At 32.5% G+C, this 15,608-nt stretch carries 15 protein-coding genes; 8 read left to right on the top strand and 7 right to left on the bottom strand.

Annotated features, from left to right (window positions below):
• Positions 1-8 precede the first annotated feature (8 nt).
• Together AAFN75_RS17090 and smpB are read right to left on the bottom strand one after the other, a co-directional pair.
• Complete coding sequence (locus AAFN75_RS17090; RefSeq protein ID WP_411807512.1) at positions 9-572, bottom strand: hypothetical protein; 564 nt, start codon at positions 570-572, stop codon at positions 9-11.
• Between the two features lie 65 nt (positions 573-637).
• A complete protein-coding gene (gene smpB / locus AAFN75_RS17085; protein WP_411807511.1) occupies positions 638-1,096 on the bottom strand; it encodes an SsrA-binding protein SmpB in 459 nt (152 codons plus the stop codon).
• A gap of 56 nt (positions 1,097-1,152) precedes the next feature.
• Between smpB and AAFN75_RS17080 the strand changes: the two genes are divergently transcribed.
• Together AAFN75_RS17080 and lpdA are read left to right on the top strand one after the other, a co-directional pair.
• A complete protein-coding gene (locus tag AAFN75_RS17080; protein ID WP_411807510.1) occupies positions 1,153-2,790 on the top strand; it encodes a S41 family peptidase in 1,638 nt (545 codons plus the stop codon).
• A 95-nt stretch (positions 2,791-2,885) separates the two neighbouring features.
• The gene (gene lpdA, locus AAFN75_RS17075) at positions 2,886-4,286 is read left to right on the top strand and encodes a dihydrolipoyl dehydrogenase (RefSeq protein ID WP_411807509.1); all 1,401 of its coding nucleotides are present in this window, start codon (positions 2,886-2,888) and stop codon (positions 4,284-4,286) included.
• 89 nt (positions 4,287-4,375) lie between these two features.
• Here lpdA and AAFN75_RS17070 read toward each other — a convergent pair whose 3' ends face one another.
• Positions 4,376-5,158, bottom strand: coding sequence for a S1/P1 nuclease (locus AAFN75_RS17070; protein WP_411807508.1), 783 nt, complete (start codon positions 5,156-5,158; stop codon positions 4,376-4,378).
• 278 nt (positions 5,159-5,436) lie between these two features.
• Here AAFN75_RS17070 and AAFN75_RS17065 point away from each other — a divergent pair, with 278 nt between their 5' ends.
• The 3 genes from AAFN75_RS17065 (at position 5,437) to AAFN75_RS17055 (ending at position 7,920) form a co-directional block, all read left to right on the top strand.
• Positions 5,437-6,012: an RNA polymerase sigma factor gene (locus tag AAFN75_RS17065; RefSeq protein ID WP_411807507.1), complete on the top strand. Its 576-nt coding sequence runs from the start codon at positions 5,437-5,439 to the stop codon at positions 6,010-6,012.
• Positions 6,013-6,231: 219 nt separating this feature from the next.
• A complete protein-coding gene (locus AAFN75_RS17060) occupies positions 6,232-7,059 on the top strand; it encodes a mechanosensitive ion channel family protein (protein ID WP_411807506.1) in 828 nt (275 codons plus the stop codon).
• A gap of 330 nt (positions 7,060-7,389) precedes the next feature.
• Complete coding sequence (locus AAFN75_RS17055) at positions 7,390-7,920, top strand: RNA polymerase sigma factor (RefSeq protein ID WP_411807505.1); 531 nt, start codon at positions 7,390-7,392, stop codon at positions 7,918-7,920.
• A gap of 137 nt (positions 7,921-8,057) precedes the next feature.
• Here the strand turns inward: AAFN75_RS17055 and AAFN75_RS17050 are convergent, their stop codons facing one another.
• Positions 8,058-8,774, bottom strand: coding sequence for a LytR/AlgR family response regulator transcription factor (locus AAFN75_RS17050; protein ID WP_411807504.1), 717 nt, complete (start codon positions 8,772-8,774; stop codon positions 8,058-8,060).
• Positions 8,774-9,829 carry a sensor histidine kinase gene (locus AAFN75_RS17045; protein WP_411807503.1) on the bottom strand — a complete coding sequence of 352 codons (1,056 nt, stop codon included), beginning with the start codon at positions 9,827-9,829 and terminating at the stop codon, positions 8,774-8,776. The genes AAFN75_RS17050 and AAFN75_RS17045 overlap by 1 nt, the downstream gene beginning before the upstream one ends.
• Before the next feature lie 331 nt (positions 9,830-10,160).
• On the opposite strand from AAFN75_RS17045, the gene AAFN75_RS17040 reads away from it, so the two are divergent.
• Both AAFN75_RS17040 and AAFN75_RS17035 read left to right on the top strand, forming a co-directional pair.
• Positions 10,161-10,553: a MotA/TolQ/ExbB proton channel family protein gene (locus tag AAFN75_RS17040; RefSeq protein WP_411807502.1), complete on the top strand. Its 393-nt coding sequence runs from the start codon at positions 10,161-10,163 to the stop codon at positions 10,551-10,553.
• 443 nt (positions 10,554-10,996) lie between these two features.
• Positions 10,997-11,404 (top strand): nuclear transport factor 2 family protein, encoded by a 408-nt coding sequence (locus AAFN75_RS17035; RefSeq protein ID WP_411807501.1) that lies wholly within the window; start codon positions 10,997-10,999, stop codon positions 11,402-11,404.
• A 294-nt stretch (positions 11,405-11,698) separates the two neighbouring features.
• Here AAFN75_RS17035 and AAFN75_RS17030 read toward each other — a convergent pair whose 3' ends face one another.
• Both AAFN75_RS17030 and AAFN75_RS17025 read right to left on the bottom strand, forming a co-directional pair.
• On the bottom strand, positions 11,699-13,057 hold the full coding sequence (locus AAFN75_RS17030; RefSeq protein WP_411807500.1) for a DEAD/DEAH box helicase: 1,359 nt from the start codon (positions 13,055-13,057) through the stop codon (positions 11,699-11,701).
• Positions 13,058-13,185: 128 nt separating this feature from the next.
• Entirely contained in the window at positions 13,186-14,076 is an 891-nt protein-coding gene (locus AAFN75_RS17025) for an aldose 1-epimerase family protein (RefSeq protein ID WP_411807499.1), read from the bottom strand.
• Positions 14,077-14,303: 227 nt separating this feature from the next.
• On the opposite strand from AAFN75_RS17025, the gene pabB reads away from it, so the two are divergent.
• Positions 14,304-15,608 carry an aminodeoxychorismate synthase component I gene (gene pabB, locus AAFN75_RS17020; protein ID WP_411807498.1) on the top strand — a complete coding sequence of 435 codons (1,305 nt, stop codon included), beginning with the start codon at positions 14,304-14,306 and terminating at the stop codon, positions 15,606-15,608.

The following is a 15,608-nucleotide window of genomic DNA, read 5'->3' as shown; positions in this document are numbered from 1 at the left end:
ACACATTTTTAGTGTAAATACGTTTCAGGAATAGGGTGTCTATGAGATTCTTGAGACCAAAACACATTAACAATCCACCAGCGTTCACCATCATTTAATAATTGAATACTATTAATGCCTCGCATAAAAGGTGTGTCGTCTGTTTTGCTTTTAAAACATTCATAAGTACTAAAAACTTGAGCAATATTGCCAAACGTATCCACTTTTCTGTGTATCTCTTTTTCTATAAAACCGTTTTCAACTAACCATTTCCCCGAGCTTTTTATATAATCTCCAGGAGACATGTAAACTACTTTTAAATTACCTTCTTTATCTTTTCCCGACGGAATTAATTTAGCATCAGGTTTAAAAAGAAACTTAAATTGTTTCCAATTTCTTTCTTCATCTTTCTCGCCCGAAATAACGTTATATAAGGTTTCTATAGTTTTATCTAAGGTTAAAACAGAAGTGCTATCTACTATAAATTCTACAGTTTCTTTTTCTGATTTTTCGCCTTTGTCTTTATGTTTATCTTGAGCTTGAAGGTTTATGGTTAAAACACTGAGCAAAATAAGAATAAATAACTTTTTCATTTAGTAGATTTAAAATTGAAAATTAGTAAAAATTAACTAGTCAAAGCGTTAAAAAATATATAATACTATTTGTAAGCTTTTTTTATTCTATCTAGATCGCGCTTATTGTCTCTATCTTTAATCGATTCGCGTTTGTCAAATAATTTCTTACCCTTAGCCAATGCAATATCTAGTTTGGCGTAACCTTTATCGTTTATAAAAAGGCGTAACGGAATAATGGTTAACCCAGAATTTTGTACTTCCTTATTTAACTTTTTAAGTTCCTTTTTATTTAAAAGTAGTTTTCTAGTTGCTTTTGGTTTATGGTTATAGTAGTTACCAAAGGCATATTCTTGAATAGTCATATTCACCACAAATAGTTCACCATTTTCGCTAAACTCGCAAAAACTTTCGGCTATAGAGGCCTTACTACTTCTTATAGATTTAATTTCGGTACCCGTTAGTACAATACCAGCGGTATATTTATCTAGAATTTCGTATAGAAAGCGCGCTTTCTTATTTTGTATGTTTATGTTTTTTTGCATGCCGTACAAAATTACAGAATTTCATTCGAATTTATCTAAAAGTTAAACAAACATTAATGCATTTAAAAGATTTAGCTAGAAGCACTATTTTAGCTCTTATGAAAAAAATGCTATATACATTAGTATTAATAGCCGTTTTGGTGTCTTGTAAGAGTGTTGAAAAATATAATACACAAATTGCCAAGTTACATACGGTACAAGACTTACATCAAGATATTGATAAGCTATATAAGCAACTTAAACGCCATCATCCTAAGTTATATCAATACACACCTAAAGCGGTTTTAGATTTTAAGTTTGATAGTTTAAAACAAGCCATTAATCTACCTATGGATTCCAGAGCGTTTTATAAGCAATTAGCTCCGGTTGTGGCACAAGTTAAGCAAGGTCATGTTTCGGTTGGGCTAGAAGGTAAGCGGTTTACAAGAAAAGAACTTAAGGCATTAAAAAAGAAAAAATTTGAGTTTTACGATTTAGATATCGTTTATCTAGACGGTAAACTTTGGGTGAAAAATTATAAAGGAAACGATTCTACTTTAATAGGAAAAGAAATTGTGCGTATTAATGGCGAGTCGGCAACAAAATTGGCAGAAGTATATAAAACACGTTTTGCTTCCGATGGCTATAATAAAACACTGTATAACAGATATGTGTCCAAAACCTTTTCATTGTATTATTACAGAGATAAAGGGTTTCTAGATAGTTTACAGGCAACTTTTAAAGCTAAGGATTCTGTATTTTCAAAAGTATTAAGGCGTATCGATAAAAATCCAAAAAAAGATAAGAAAGATTCAATTAGCGCTTCCGCGGAAGACATAAAACCTAAAAAACTTAGTCTAAAAGAGAAAAAAGAAAATAGACTAGCAAAAAAACAATTTAGAAAGCACAAAAGGAAATTAGGGTATATACCAAAGGATAAAAACTTTACCAGAAATTTTAAGTACATAGGAAAGGATAGCACCGTAGCCTATATGAAATTAAGAAGTTTTACCAACGGCAATTATAAACGTTTTTATAAAGAAAGTTTCGCTGAAATAGATGCCAAAAACACAACACACTTTATTCTAGATTTAAGGGATAATGGAGGCGGAAGAATAGCCGAAATAGATTATTTATATGGTTATTTAGCTAATAAACCGTTTCAATTTATTAAAGAAAGTGAGGTAACGAGTAGGACGCCATTTATAAAATCTGTAATGAGTAATACCACACCTAATAGTATAAAAATAATTGGTTCGTTGTTTTATCCCGTGGTTGCGACTTATAGTTTAATAAAAACTAAAAAACATAACGATAAAATCTATTTTAATTTTAAGAAGTACACTAAAATGAAAGCACCTAAACCATTAGCATATACTGGAAGGTTATATGTTTTAATAAACGGTAATTCGTTTTCGGCATCCTCCTTACTTTCAACACATTTAAAAGCCACAAAACGCGCTACGTTTATAGGCGAAGAAACTGGTGGTGCCTATAATGGTACGGTAGCAGGCGTTTTTAAAATTTATAGATTACCTGTTTCTCAAGTTAAAGTAGGCATGGGCTTAATGCAAATAGAAGCGCCACAAAAGCAAAATCCAGATGGTTATGGCATTAAACCAGATGTAGAGGTGTTACCTAATTTAATTGATATTCAATCGGGAATTGATACCGAGTTGGAGTGGATTCTTAAAGATATTTATAAATTAGATTAATTTCCTCAAAAAAACTGTTAATCCATTAATTACCTTGAATCTAAATTCGTATTTTTGATTTTCGATTTATAAATAGAAAATCTCAAAATTATTATATGAATTCATACGATGTAGCCATTATTGGTTCTGGACCCGGAGGATATGTTGCAGCTATACGTTGCGCGCAATTAGGCATGAAAACGGCCATTATAGAAAAATACTCAACATTAGGAGGAACCTGTTTAAATGTAGGTTGTATACCAAGTAAAGCACTTTTAGATTCTTCACACCATTACGACGATGCGGTAAAGCATTTTGAAGAGCATGGTATTGAAATTCCTGGTGAGGTAAAAGTGAATTTAGAGAAAATGATTGCTCGTAAACAAGCTGTTGTAGACCAAACCACTGGAGGTATTGATTTTTTAATGAAGAAAAACAATATTGATGTGTACCAAGGTTTGGGTAGCTTTAAAGATGCCACTCATATTACTATTAATGGTGAGGAAACTACCGAGATTGAAGCAAAAAACACCATTATTGCTACAGGTAGTAAGCCATCAAGCTTGCCATTTATAAATATTGATAAAGAACGCATCATAACGTCAACCGAAGCTTTAAAACTTAAAGAAATCCCTAAACATTTAATTGTTATTGGTGGTGGTGTTATTGGTTTAGAGTTGGGGCAAGTTTACCGTCGTTTAGGTGCAGAAGTTACTGTTGTTGAGTATATGGATAGAATTATTCCAACAATGGATGCTGGCTTATCTAAAGAATTAAACAAAGTTTTCAAAAAAGCGAAGTTTAAAATGCAGGTTTCTCACAAAGTGAAATCGGTAGAGCGCGTTGGCGATGAAGTAATTGTAAAAGCCGATAACAAAAAAGGAGAAGAAGTTGAGTTTAAAGGCGACTACTGTTTAGTTTCTGTAGGTCGTAAGCCATATACAGATGGTTTAAATACTGAAGCTGCAGGAGTAAAATTAGACGATAGAGGTCGTGTTGAAGTAAACTCGTATTTACAAACATCTGCATCAAACATATATGCTATTGGCGATGTTGTTAAAGGTGCTATGTTGGCACACAAGGCAGAAGAAGAAGGTGTATTTGTAGCTGAAACTTTAGCAGGTCAAAAACCTCATATTGATTATAACTTAATTCCAGGTGTTGTTTATACATGGCCAGAAGTGGCTGCTGTTGGTAAAACAGAAGAGCAACTTAAGGAAGCAGGTGTTAATTATAAAGTAGGATCGTTTCCAATGCGTGCTTTAGGTAGAAGTAGAGCAAGTATGGATTTAGATGGTTTTGTAAAAATTCTTGCAGATAAAACTACCGATGAAATTTTAGGTGTACATATGATTGGAGCTCGTGCTGCAGATATGATTGCCGAAGCTGTTGTTGCTATGGAATACAGGGCCTCTGCCGAAGATGTTTCTCGTATGTCTCATGCACATCCAACATTTACAGAAGCTATTAAAGAAGCGGCTTTAGCTGCCACTGAAGATAGAGCGTTACATATCTAATTCCTGCGAAGGCAGGAATCTTATAATAAAAAAGGCTGACTTTAATTATTAAAGTCAGCCTTTTTTATTTAATATACAAGTTATTTTTGTTAAAACAAATCATTCAAAACCTTAGCCAAACGAATGCCTGCAATTTGTAACTGGCTTCTAACGGTATCAAAGTTTTCGTAAGAGTAGCGGTATTTTAAATTATCACCTGGTTTCGCAGACGCATATACCTTTTTAGTAAGTTCGTGTGTTTCATTTACCCAATCAACAACAGTTCCTTCTTGAATAGCTTTTACTTGCTTCTTAGATAAAACATCGGCGTTTTCAGCAAGTTCATTATAACTCATATTAAAACTCTCAATCATTTCAGAATCCCAAATACGGTGTAAATTTGAATCTTCATAAAACCATTGTACTTTAAAATCGTTACCTCCTTTATCTTCTTGTAAGCCTACGTGCATAGGTTGGTGTAAATCGCCCACTAAATGTATTAATAGTTTTAAGTAAAACGCTTTATCATCATCAGTAGCATCTTTATCGCTTATAATTTTTTTGCAATATTCAATACCTGTAACTAAATCGCCTTTAGGGTTTACTTTCGAGTCTTCATAGTTCTCTTCATGAGACATATTAATATAGTGCCAAGTATAAAATTCATTGTAGCGCTTATCCGATTTTATTTCATCGGCAAATGTAGATACGAAAGCTAGTGACTTTCTTTTTAAAAGGCGTTTAACTTGTCTTTTTGTTTTTCCGCATAAATGATCGTCGGCTATTTTACCAACAACACGGTGGCCAGTGGCTCCCCAAAAATCATCAAAGGCATGACTTTTAAAAGGTAAAACAAAAAAAGTAACAATTAAGCAGGTGTAAAAGAATTTCATAAAAATTGATTTTGAGCAAATTTAGGAATATCCCTAATAAGTTAAGGCATTAAAATGAGCCTTAACAAAAGTTTAATTTCATTTATTATTATAATATAATGCATCAATAAAAATATATTAAATCATTGTAATTTAAATGTTTATAGATTCTAAAAAGATAAAGTTCGTTGAATCGCCTGTAAATATGTAAGTAATATTTGAATATCTACTATTTTTTGTGACTCTTTACAAAAGGTTGTGTCTTAATACCTATAACAACTAAATAGCGAAAGCTAATTTTGAAAACCCTTAACAACATAAATAATCTAACTGACGAGGAATTAGTGGAAGCGATAGTGGAGACTAATAATACTTTGCTTTTTGAAACCTTATATGATAGGTACGCTACGTTAGTTTATAACAAATGCTATGGGTTCGCAAAGGATGGCGATGAAGCTAAAGATTTAACTCAGGATATATTTTTAAAGCTCTTTGTTAAATTGGCTAGTTTTAAAGGAAAATCTAAGTTTTCAACGTGGCTTTATGCTTTTTCATATAATCACTGTGTTAATTATGTAACAAGAAATACAGCTAAAAAATTTGAAAAACAGTCGGTTGATTATAAGGATATAGAAAATCTTTCAGAAGAAGAGGAAGACGATAGTAGTTTCCTTAGTATGAAGGTTGATAGATTGAAAGTGGCATTAGAATTAATTTCTCCAGAAGAGAAGATGATTTTATTGATGAAGTATCAAGATAACCTTTCTATAAAGGAAATTGTAAATGCTATGGAGATTGGAGAAAGTGCGGTTAAAATGCGAATTAAACGTGCTAAGGAAAAGCTAATAGCAGTGTATAACGAAAACTATAAATAATGGAAGATCCATTCAAATTAATAGACCGGCCCCTTAAAGAAGTTCCACCAGAACTTAAAACAAAGGTAATGAGCGATATTGCTATGGCAAAGCTTATAATGGATTTGGCGTCATTATTTTCATATAATATAGGAGATGTTATAGAAACTGTAATGAAAAATAGAAATTCCGATAATTAAAATTTAACCAACAACAACCCTAACAAAAAAATAAATAATTATGGATAAAGCAACACAATGGAAAGACATGGCCATGGAATCTTTAACAACGATGTGGCTTGAAATATCAAAAATATTTCCAAATATAATAGGTACCATCATTGTACTTGTATTTGGATGGCTAATAACAAAATTAGTAGTTAAGATTATTAAAAAAGCTTTAAAGCTTGCCAAGGCAGAAAAGTTAGATGATGCTATTAACGAAATAGAAATTGTAGAAGGCAAAAAACTAAATTTCGACACCATAAAAATTGTGTCGAGTTTTGTTAAATGGGTAATGTATATCATGCTATTTATTATGGCATCGGATATTATGAACCTTACTATGATCTCTGAGCAAATTAGCAACTTGTTAGGCTTATTACCACAGTTATTTGCAGCCTTAGTAATTTTTACAGTAGGATTAATACTTGCTAACCTTATTAAGAAAGGTATAAAATCATTTTTTGAGTCGATGGATTTATCCGGAGCGAAAATGATTAGTCAGGTAGTCTTTTTTCTTATTTTAATTTTTGTATCTATTACAGCATTAAATCAAGCGGGTATAGATACCGAAATAATAACGAGCAATTTAACCATGATTTTGGCGGCCTTTTTAATAGCCTTTGCACTAGCGTTAGGTTTAGGAGCACAAAAGGTAGTAGCCGACCTGCTAAGAACTTTTTATACTAGAAAAACATATGAGTTAGGCCAGAAAATAGAATTCAATAATTTAAAAGGAAGTATTGAATCTATTGACGGGATAACCGTAACCATTAAGACTGAAGAAGGAAAATTAATAGTACCAATTAAAGATATTGTAGAGAGTCAAGTAAGTATACAGGATTAACTTTAAGTTAGGGTTAAAATTTGGTTGGTTACTTTTCTGTAAACCGAAAAACTCTCTACTCTTATATTACACCTCTTTCGTTATGAGTTTCATCATAACTGAAGAGGTTTTTTTATTTAAAAAAGTATTGAAACGGGATGAATTTAATAGATTTATTTTTTTTTAAATTTACTTAAAATTATTGAAATAGGTTTTTTCTGTCGCATATAATCACCTTTAAACGATTAAATGAGTCTTTAATCGATTTGGTTGACCAATTTTGTTTAAAAAGTTCATCGGGGTATCTATTCTGTAATATTGGAGTATCAATAACCAATAACCCTTTTAATTTTGACAGACGAACAATTAGTATCCGCAATAGTAGTAAAAAATGACTCAGCTTTATTTGAAATTTTATACGATAGATTTTCAAAGCGCATTTACAATAAATGTTATTCTTTTGTAAACGATGAAGACGAAGCTAAAGATTTAACTCAAGACATCTTTTTAAAGTTATATGTAAAACTTTCAAGTTTTAAAGGAGATTCTAAATTCTCAACTTGGGTATATTCTTTTACATATAATCATTGCGTAAATTATTTATCTAGAAATAAAGTAAAAAAATACGAAAAGCGTTTTCCTGATTATTATGATGCAGCCGATTTAATTGAAGAAAGTTATAGCAACCAGGATTTGGTTGATAAGTTAAACTACGGTTTAAGCATGATTTCTGCTGAAGACAAATCAATTTTATTATTAAAATACCAAAACGATTTGTCTATTAAAAATATTGAAGAGGTTTTAGGTCTTGGAACAAGTGCAGTTAAAATGAGAATTAAAAGAGCAAAAGAAAAGTTAGTTAATACTTGCGCCCTGGTATAACAAGTAAATTGTAGTTAGTTATATATAAACAGAGTTTTCTATAAGTTAGGGTTAATTTGGTTGGTTAATACTTGTTAATATTGAAACTTTCTATATTTAAATCCCTTTTCATTAATTTGGAAAGGGTTTTTTGGTTTTTAGAACTTTTCTAGAATCTTTAATACATCCTTTTTGTAACTTCTACTTATGGTTAAAGCAGTGTTATTAATGGTTATTTCTTCGTTAGTAAAAGATTCTATATGTTTTAATGCTATTATATAAGATCGGTGTATTCTTAAAAATTGAGCATTGGGTAGTTTGGCTTCTATAGCGCTAATAGTTTCTCTAGTTACAATAGTTTTATTGGCTAAATGAATTTTAATGTAATCACTATAGCTTTCAATATAAATAATAGATTCAAAATCAATTTTTATCATGCGTCTATCTGCACGCACGAACATAAAATTATTATTGACTGTTTCGGGGTGTTCAATGGTGTTTACATGCGCATAAATTTCAAAATAGTTATTTACCGCTTTTAGCAATCTATCAAAAGAAATGGGTTTTAATAAATAATCTACCGCTTGCAACTCAAATCCTTCAACGGCATAATCGCGATAGGCGGTGGAAAATATTATTTTAACATCAGTATTTATAGATTTTGCAAACGAAATACCTGAGATTTCGGGCATATTTATATCCAGAAAAATTAAATCGACTTTATATTCCCTTAGCGCATTAAAAGCTTCAATAGCATTGGTGCAATGCGCTACTACAGTAATGTTTGGTATTTTGGCTACATGGGTTGCAATAACCTCTCTGGCAATAGCTTCATCATCAACAATAATGCACGATATGTCTTTACTTGCTGTCATTAATTAACCATATTAAGCATTAAATGTACCTTAAATAATCCGTTTTCATTATTAATTTGAAGCGTGTATTGGTTTTTATAGAGTAAATCTAATCGCTTTTTAATGTTATCTAAACCTATGCCATTTTCTGAAACCGTATTAGCATTACTAGTGTTTTCAATAGTAAAAAAAAGGCTTTTATTTTCGCAATACAAATTGATGTTTACGTTTAGAATACCATTTTTTAAACTGCCATGTTTAAAACTGTTCTCAACAAAGGGAAGTAGGAGCATAGGGGTAATCTTAGTTTCTGTAAGTATGTTTTTAGTTTTAAAATCTATGTGTAGCGTGTTATTAAAACGCATTTTTTCTAACTCGATATAATCGTTAATATGATGAATTTCATCATTAAGCGAAACAAAAGGTTTATCTACTTGATACAATAAATAATCCAACAAATTTGAAAGCTTTAAAATCATTTCGGGCGTTTCGTCTGCTTTCTTTAAAGCAAAACCATACATGGTGTTTAAGGTGTTAAATAGAAAATGTGGGTGAATTTGCATCTTCAAATAATTTAACTCTTGCTCTTTTAGTTTTAGTTGGGTTTCAAGAATTTTAGTTTCTAGTTTTTTGGTGTCTTCGGTGTGTTTTAAATTCAGTTTTAAAAGCTTAAAAGCACTTACCATAACAACTACCAAGTAAACTGCAATAGCCACTAATAATAAGCTTTTACTTATCGGCGCCATATTAGCATACTTAAAATTAGAAAGGTAAACTAAGCCGTAAAACACAGATAAAAGAATAAGATACGTCGATATAATTAAGGTGTATAAACTGTACAATCCAAATAAAGCGTAGCGTTTTATAATCAGGTATTCTGGTATTATTTTATAAATAAAAACATAGGTTGTTGCAATAGTAATGGGCATTAAAAATAGCGAGAAGGATAACACGTAACTAAAATCGCTGCTATCTACACCAAAAAAATAGGTGTAAAATAACAAGACCCCGCACCAAAAGGCGATGTGAAGTATTACCTGTCCTATTTTTTTTAAAATGAATTGCTTTGTTAGCATTACAAATATTTTAGGAATTTTGTCAATTCGAGTGTGTTTTTACTCATTTTTAGGAGTGAAATTTGTTTCGAGGATAAAATATTCCGTTTTAAAACGTATTATTCTAGATTAAACTGTGCTTAGCTTAATAAAGTAAAAACACATTTCCATTTATATTACAATAATACTATAAATTTTAAGGGCTTAAATATTTTGTAGACGAATAACCGATTTAATTACGGTTTTAGCATATTGCTGTTTTAATTGCTAAATTCGTTATCCGTCGCATATTAATTTTTAGTACACATTAAGGCTATATGTTTGTACCATGTTTAATTAAAACCAATTAATTATGTTTATGTTATCAGTTGTTTTCTTGAATGTTTTTGTAGATAGATTTATGGAAGGCGGACCACTATTTATGTCCTTAATATTAATTTGTCTGTTGTTGGCTATAGCGTTTCTCGTTATGGGCTTTGTTAATTTGAAAAAGGATGTATTGAAATCTAAAAAAATGACCAAACTAGCATCCGATGTTAGTATGTTAGGTTTAGTATTTGGGTTTTTAGGTTCTACAATTGGCATGATTACAGCCTTTGATGCTATAGAGTCTATTGGTGGTATTAGCCAAGGCATGATGGCCGCAGGACTTAAAGTAGCCTTTTTAACTACTGTATTTGGCTGTATTACATTTATTTTACCACGAATTGGCATTATTATTTTAAAAGGCTTACAGAAGGGTTAATAGCATTAGCGGTTCTTCATCAATCAATTAGTCAAATTATTTAAAACTTCTTTTTCATTTAGTTGAAAGGGAGGTTTTATTGGGTTTACAAGTGTTTATAAGTTTGTTTTCGGTTTTGTAGGTGAAATTCTAAAGTAGTTCTCTCGCTAGCGCTAATTAAAACTAGTGCCGTATTGAGTAAGTGAATCTTGATTTTAAAGCATAATTAATGCCGCCACTAGTAAATACTAGCGCTAGCAAGTGGTTAATATCCGTATGTAAATAAATACAACTTTATCTTGTTATTTAGTTAATAAGACTCTAACTTGCTTATTTACTGATGGATGCGGTTAAAACTTTATTGTGTTTTTTAAGTTTACTTCAGTATTTGTCATTTTAAATATAGGTTGCATAATTGAATGTAACCCGTTTAAAAAATAAATAACCTAACTAAAACCAAAATTATGACTACAAAACAAAACATTGAGATTATTGACAAACTCTACAGTGCTTTTGCCACAGGCGATATGCCAACCGTTCTAGGGTTAATGCATGCTAAAATAGAATGGAATGAAGCCGAAAGCAACTCTCTTGCAGATGGAAACCCTTACGTTGGTCCAAATGCAATTTTAGAAGGTGTTTTTGCACGTCTAGGAGCAAATCACGACCATTTTGGGGTGCAGGATGTAAAAGTTCATGGTATGAATGACAACATGGTTTTGGCTACGCTAAGATATAATGCTAAAGTTAAGGCTACGGGTAAGAGTTATAATGCACAAGCGGCACATTTATGGACACTTAATGATGAAGGTAAAATTACCAACTTTCAGCAGTATGTGGATACTAAAAAGTTGGCAGATTCTGAAAACTAATAATACATCTATCTTTTTATAACCGTCGCTTCCACTAAGCTTTGACTTAAAGTTGTAACGAATTATAAAATTAACACAAGCAAGCAACTCTATAAAAATCACCTAATAATTATACTAGTCAGATAGGTGCGTTAGGGATTGCAGTGAAAAGCCTACAGCCCGACGTAGGAGGAGCGAGGACTTGCAGCGGAAAGCGCGACCCTTGTGGTAACGCCCAAAAATATATAAATATGAAGCTTAAACACTAATTTTTAAAAACGCAACCAACTGAAAACTGCCACTGAAAACTGCGGCTTATTTCCTTTTATTACGTCTGTTGTAGTTTTTATCGCCTTTTGTTTTAGGTTTTTTGTATTTGGCAGCAATTTTAAATTTATAAGAACCGCCTAAGTTTTCTTTAGAGTTTTTCTCAGATTTTTCATGAAAAGCTGGTCCAGGAGCATCTTCGTCTTGACTACGTTTGTTTGGGTTGTTGCGCTCTTTTATTTGCGGACGTTCCTCTTCAATAAGATCGGTAGAGATGGTTACGGTTTCTGGAATTTCTAGAACCGGAATTGTCATTTTCATTAACAGCTCGATATTTTCGATAGCTTCTTGCTCTTTTTTAGTGCTAAAAACAAGGGCTTCACCTTCGCGTTCTGCACGACCTGTTCTACCAATACGGTGCATGTAGTTTTCAGGAAAATCTGGTGTATCGAAATTGATAACATGCGAAACGTTATCGATATCTAAACCACGTGCCATAACATCGGTAGCCACTAAAATACGGTTTTCTCCATTTCGAAATTGCTCGATACTACGTAGCCTGTAATTTTGTGTCTTGTTAGAGTGGATTACGCATAACTCGTCGTGAAAACGTTCGTCTAAATTATCGAACAAACGGTCCGCCATACGTTTATAGGCCACAAAAATTAAAACTTTATTAAAGTGCTCTTTATCTTTTAATAAATGGGTTAACAAATTTACCTTGGTGTAAAAGTTAGGCACTATGTAACGTTGTTGCGATATATTATCTAATGGTGTTCCAGAAACGGCAATGGATACACGCTCTGGACTTTTAAAGAAATCGTTAATTAGTAAATCGACATCTTGCGTCATGGTTGCCGAAAACATAATGTTTTGGCGCTTTTCTGGCAGGATATCAAAAATGTTTATTAACTGGTGTCTAAACCCTAAATCAAGCATAACATCCACCTCGTCAATCACTAATTTCTGTATGGATTTCAGTTGTAAAACTCGTGTTAAAGCTAAATCGTAAAGGCGACCAGGTGTGGCTACTAAAATATCGATACCTTCGGCAATGGCTTGTTTTTGGGTATTTATATTGGTGCCACCGTAAACACCTAAAACACGATTGTTTATATATTTTGATAGTTTTTCTATTTCGTCTACAACCTGCACAACTAACTCTCTTGTTGGTACTAAAACCAAAACTCTTGGGGTTTCTTGTTTCGAAAATTTTAAGTTTTTAAGTATTGGCAGCATATAGGCATAAGTTTTACCTGTACCTGTTTGTGCTATACCAACCACGTCTTTACCAGATGCCACAATGTTAAAGGCCTCTTCTTGTATAGGTGTAGGTGTTGTAAAACCTAAGTCGCTAAGTGCGTTAAGTAAAGGTGTGTTTAAATTTAAATCTTCAAAATGTGCCATAAGTTTCTGTAATACTACTGTTGTTTGCTTTGCAATTAAAGTGAGGTGCCTTAAAAATAAAAGTTAGGCCTAAGCTTAAATTACAAAATAGTGCTATTTAGCACGCAAAGTTAAGCTTATTTATTCTGTTAGACTAAATGGCTATTATGTATTTCAATGCTATAGGTGGCTTGGTAACTTTTATTTGGGGCTAAACTAATAATCCCTTCTTTTTCTATTAGGTTTTGGTTAGTGTCTTCGCTATCTGCTATACCCAGCCATGGCTCTATACATACATAGTCGCCGTTTGGTTTTGCCCAAAGCCCTAAATAGTCGAAATCATGGTAGCTTACGGTTAAAATAGGACCGTGATTCGCACTTTTTAAGGTCACTTTTTTAGATTTTAAATCTTTAAAAATAAGCGCGTCTCTTTTAAATATATCGCGGTTTAGGGTAATGCTGTTAGAATTAAAAAATACTTGTTCGGTATTAGAGGATATTAAACCATTAGCCATATTTATTAAATGGGTTTTAGAGTTTTCGGGGTGTTCAAACTCCAAAGTGTAATCTTCGTAGTTTTCATTTTGGTAAACAGGGCATTTAAAAGCGGGGTGGCCACCAACCGAAAAATACATGGTAGTATCATCTAAGTTTTTTATGCTATGCTTTACTTCTATAGTGTTATCCGTTAATGTGTAGGTAATTAAAAACTCAAATTTAAAAGGGTATTTTTTTATTAAATCGTTATTACTAACAAGTTTAAAAGTAATACTGTTTTTAGTTTGTTCAAGTAGGGTAACATCGTCATTATTTCTTATAAAACCGTGTTTAGGTAACGTATAAGGCTTTCCTTGAAAAACATAGGTGTCATCTTTTAGCGCGCCAATTATAGGGAATAGGTTAGGTGCGTAACTGCCCCAAATATCGGGGTCTGCATGCCACATAAAAGCGGTGTTGTTTTTTAAACCGGTTATGCCACATAACTCTGCGCCCGTTTTTTTAATGTCTATTTTAAGTATATTATTTTCTAAGCTGTACATGAATTTTTCAAATTTAAAACAAGGTACAAAAATCTTCAATTTTAAAAAGCGGATTACTGATTATTGATGGTAATAGAATATCAATTTTATTAAAAGGAATAACAAAACTTCTGGGTTTGGCTGAAAATAATTGATAAAATTTTAGACAGGCTTTATGTATTCTAATTAACTTTGCTTAGAATTAATTTCGACTTAAAGTTAAAATGAATTCTTAATAATTTATTTAATTGAGGACAAAACAAATTCATACTTTCGAGGATATCGAAAAATTTAAGACCCAGCTGCTTAATTGGGCACAACAATTTGATGAAGTTGTATGGCTAGACTCTAACCCAAACACCAACAAAAACGAGCAAAAGCATTACAGTTACGATGCTATTTTAGCGGTAGAAGCTTTTACGAGTATTAAAACAGATTACCACCAAGGTTTCGAGAAACTTAAAGAGTACCAAGGCTATACCAACGATTGGGTTTTTGGTTACCTAACCTACGATTTAAAAAACGACACCGAAGCATTAAAGTCTGGTAATTTTGATGGATTAGGCTTTTCAGATTTGTGTTTCTTTCAGCCCAAAAAGGTGTTTTTAATCAGGGGCAACCAAGTTGAAATTCAATATTTAAATTTTGTTGACGACGAAATTGTTGACGACCTACTAGCCATAAAAATACGCACCCAAGTAGCTCGCGGACAAGCATATTCCGATATTAAAATTAAGCTACGTACCCATAAAGATGCCTACTTCGAGAAGGTAAATACCATGCTAGAGCATATTTATCGTGGCGACATTTACGAGGCCAATTTTTGCCAAGAGTTTTATGCCGAAAACAAGGAAATAAACCCTCTGGAAACCTACCAAAAACTCAACAGTATATCCAAACCGCCCTTTGCAGCGTTTATAAGGTTGGAAGATAAGTACGTACTTAGTGCATCGCCAGAGCGTTACTTAAAAAAGGAAGGCACTACCATAATTTCGCAACCCATAAAAGGGACGGCAAAACGAGCAATGAATACCACCGACGATAATTTGCTAAAAACCAATTTGCATAAAGATAAAAAGGAACGCAGCGAAAACATTATGATAGTCGATTTAGTGCGTAACGATTTATCAAAAACCGCATTAAAAGGCAGCGTAAAAGTGGAGGAGTTATGTAAAATTTACACCTTCCAGCAAGTGCATCACATGATTTCTACAATCACGTCTCAGGTGGATTCAAGCACCCATCCGGTCGATATTATAAAAAGCACTTTCCCAATGGGTAGCATGACGGGAGCGCCAAAATTATCGGCCATGAAAATTATAGAAACCCTCGAGGATAGCAAGCGTGGAATCTATTCTGGTGCCATTGGGTATTTTACGCCCACTGGCGATTTCGATTTTAATGTTGTAATACGAAGCATTCTCTATAATAAAACCAAAAAATTTGTCTCTTATTCCGTTGGTGGCGCCATAACAGCCAAAAGCGACCCCTTAAAAGAGTACGAGGAATGCCTAATAAAAGCCAAGGCTATGCGCGATGTTTTAGAAAATTAA

The organism is Algibacter sp. AS12 (assembly GCF_046736315.1).
Taxonomy (GTDB): domain Bacteria; phylum Bacteroidota; class Bacteroidia; order Flavobacteriales; family Flavobacteriaceae; genus Algibacter_B; species Algibacter_B amylolyticus.
Note: the sequence above shows the minus strand (reverse complement) of the source record. Positions and strands in the feature narration are given on the sequence as shown.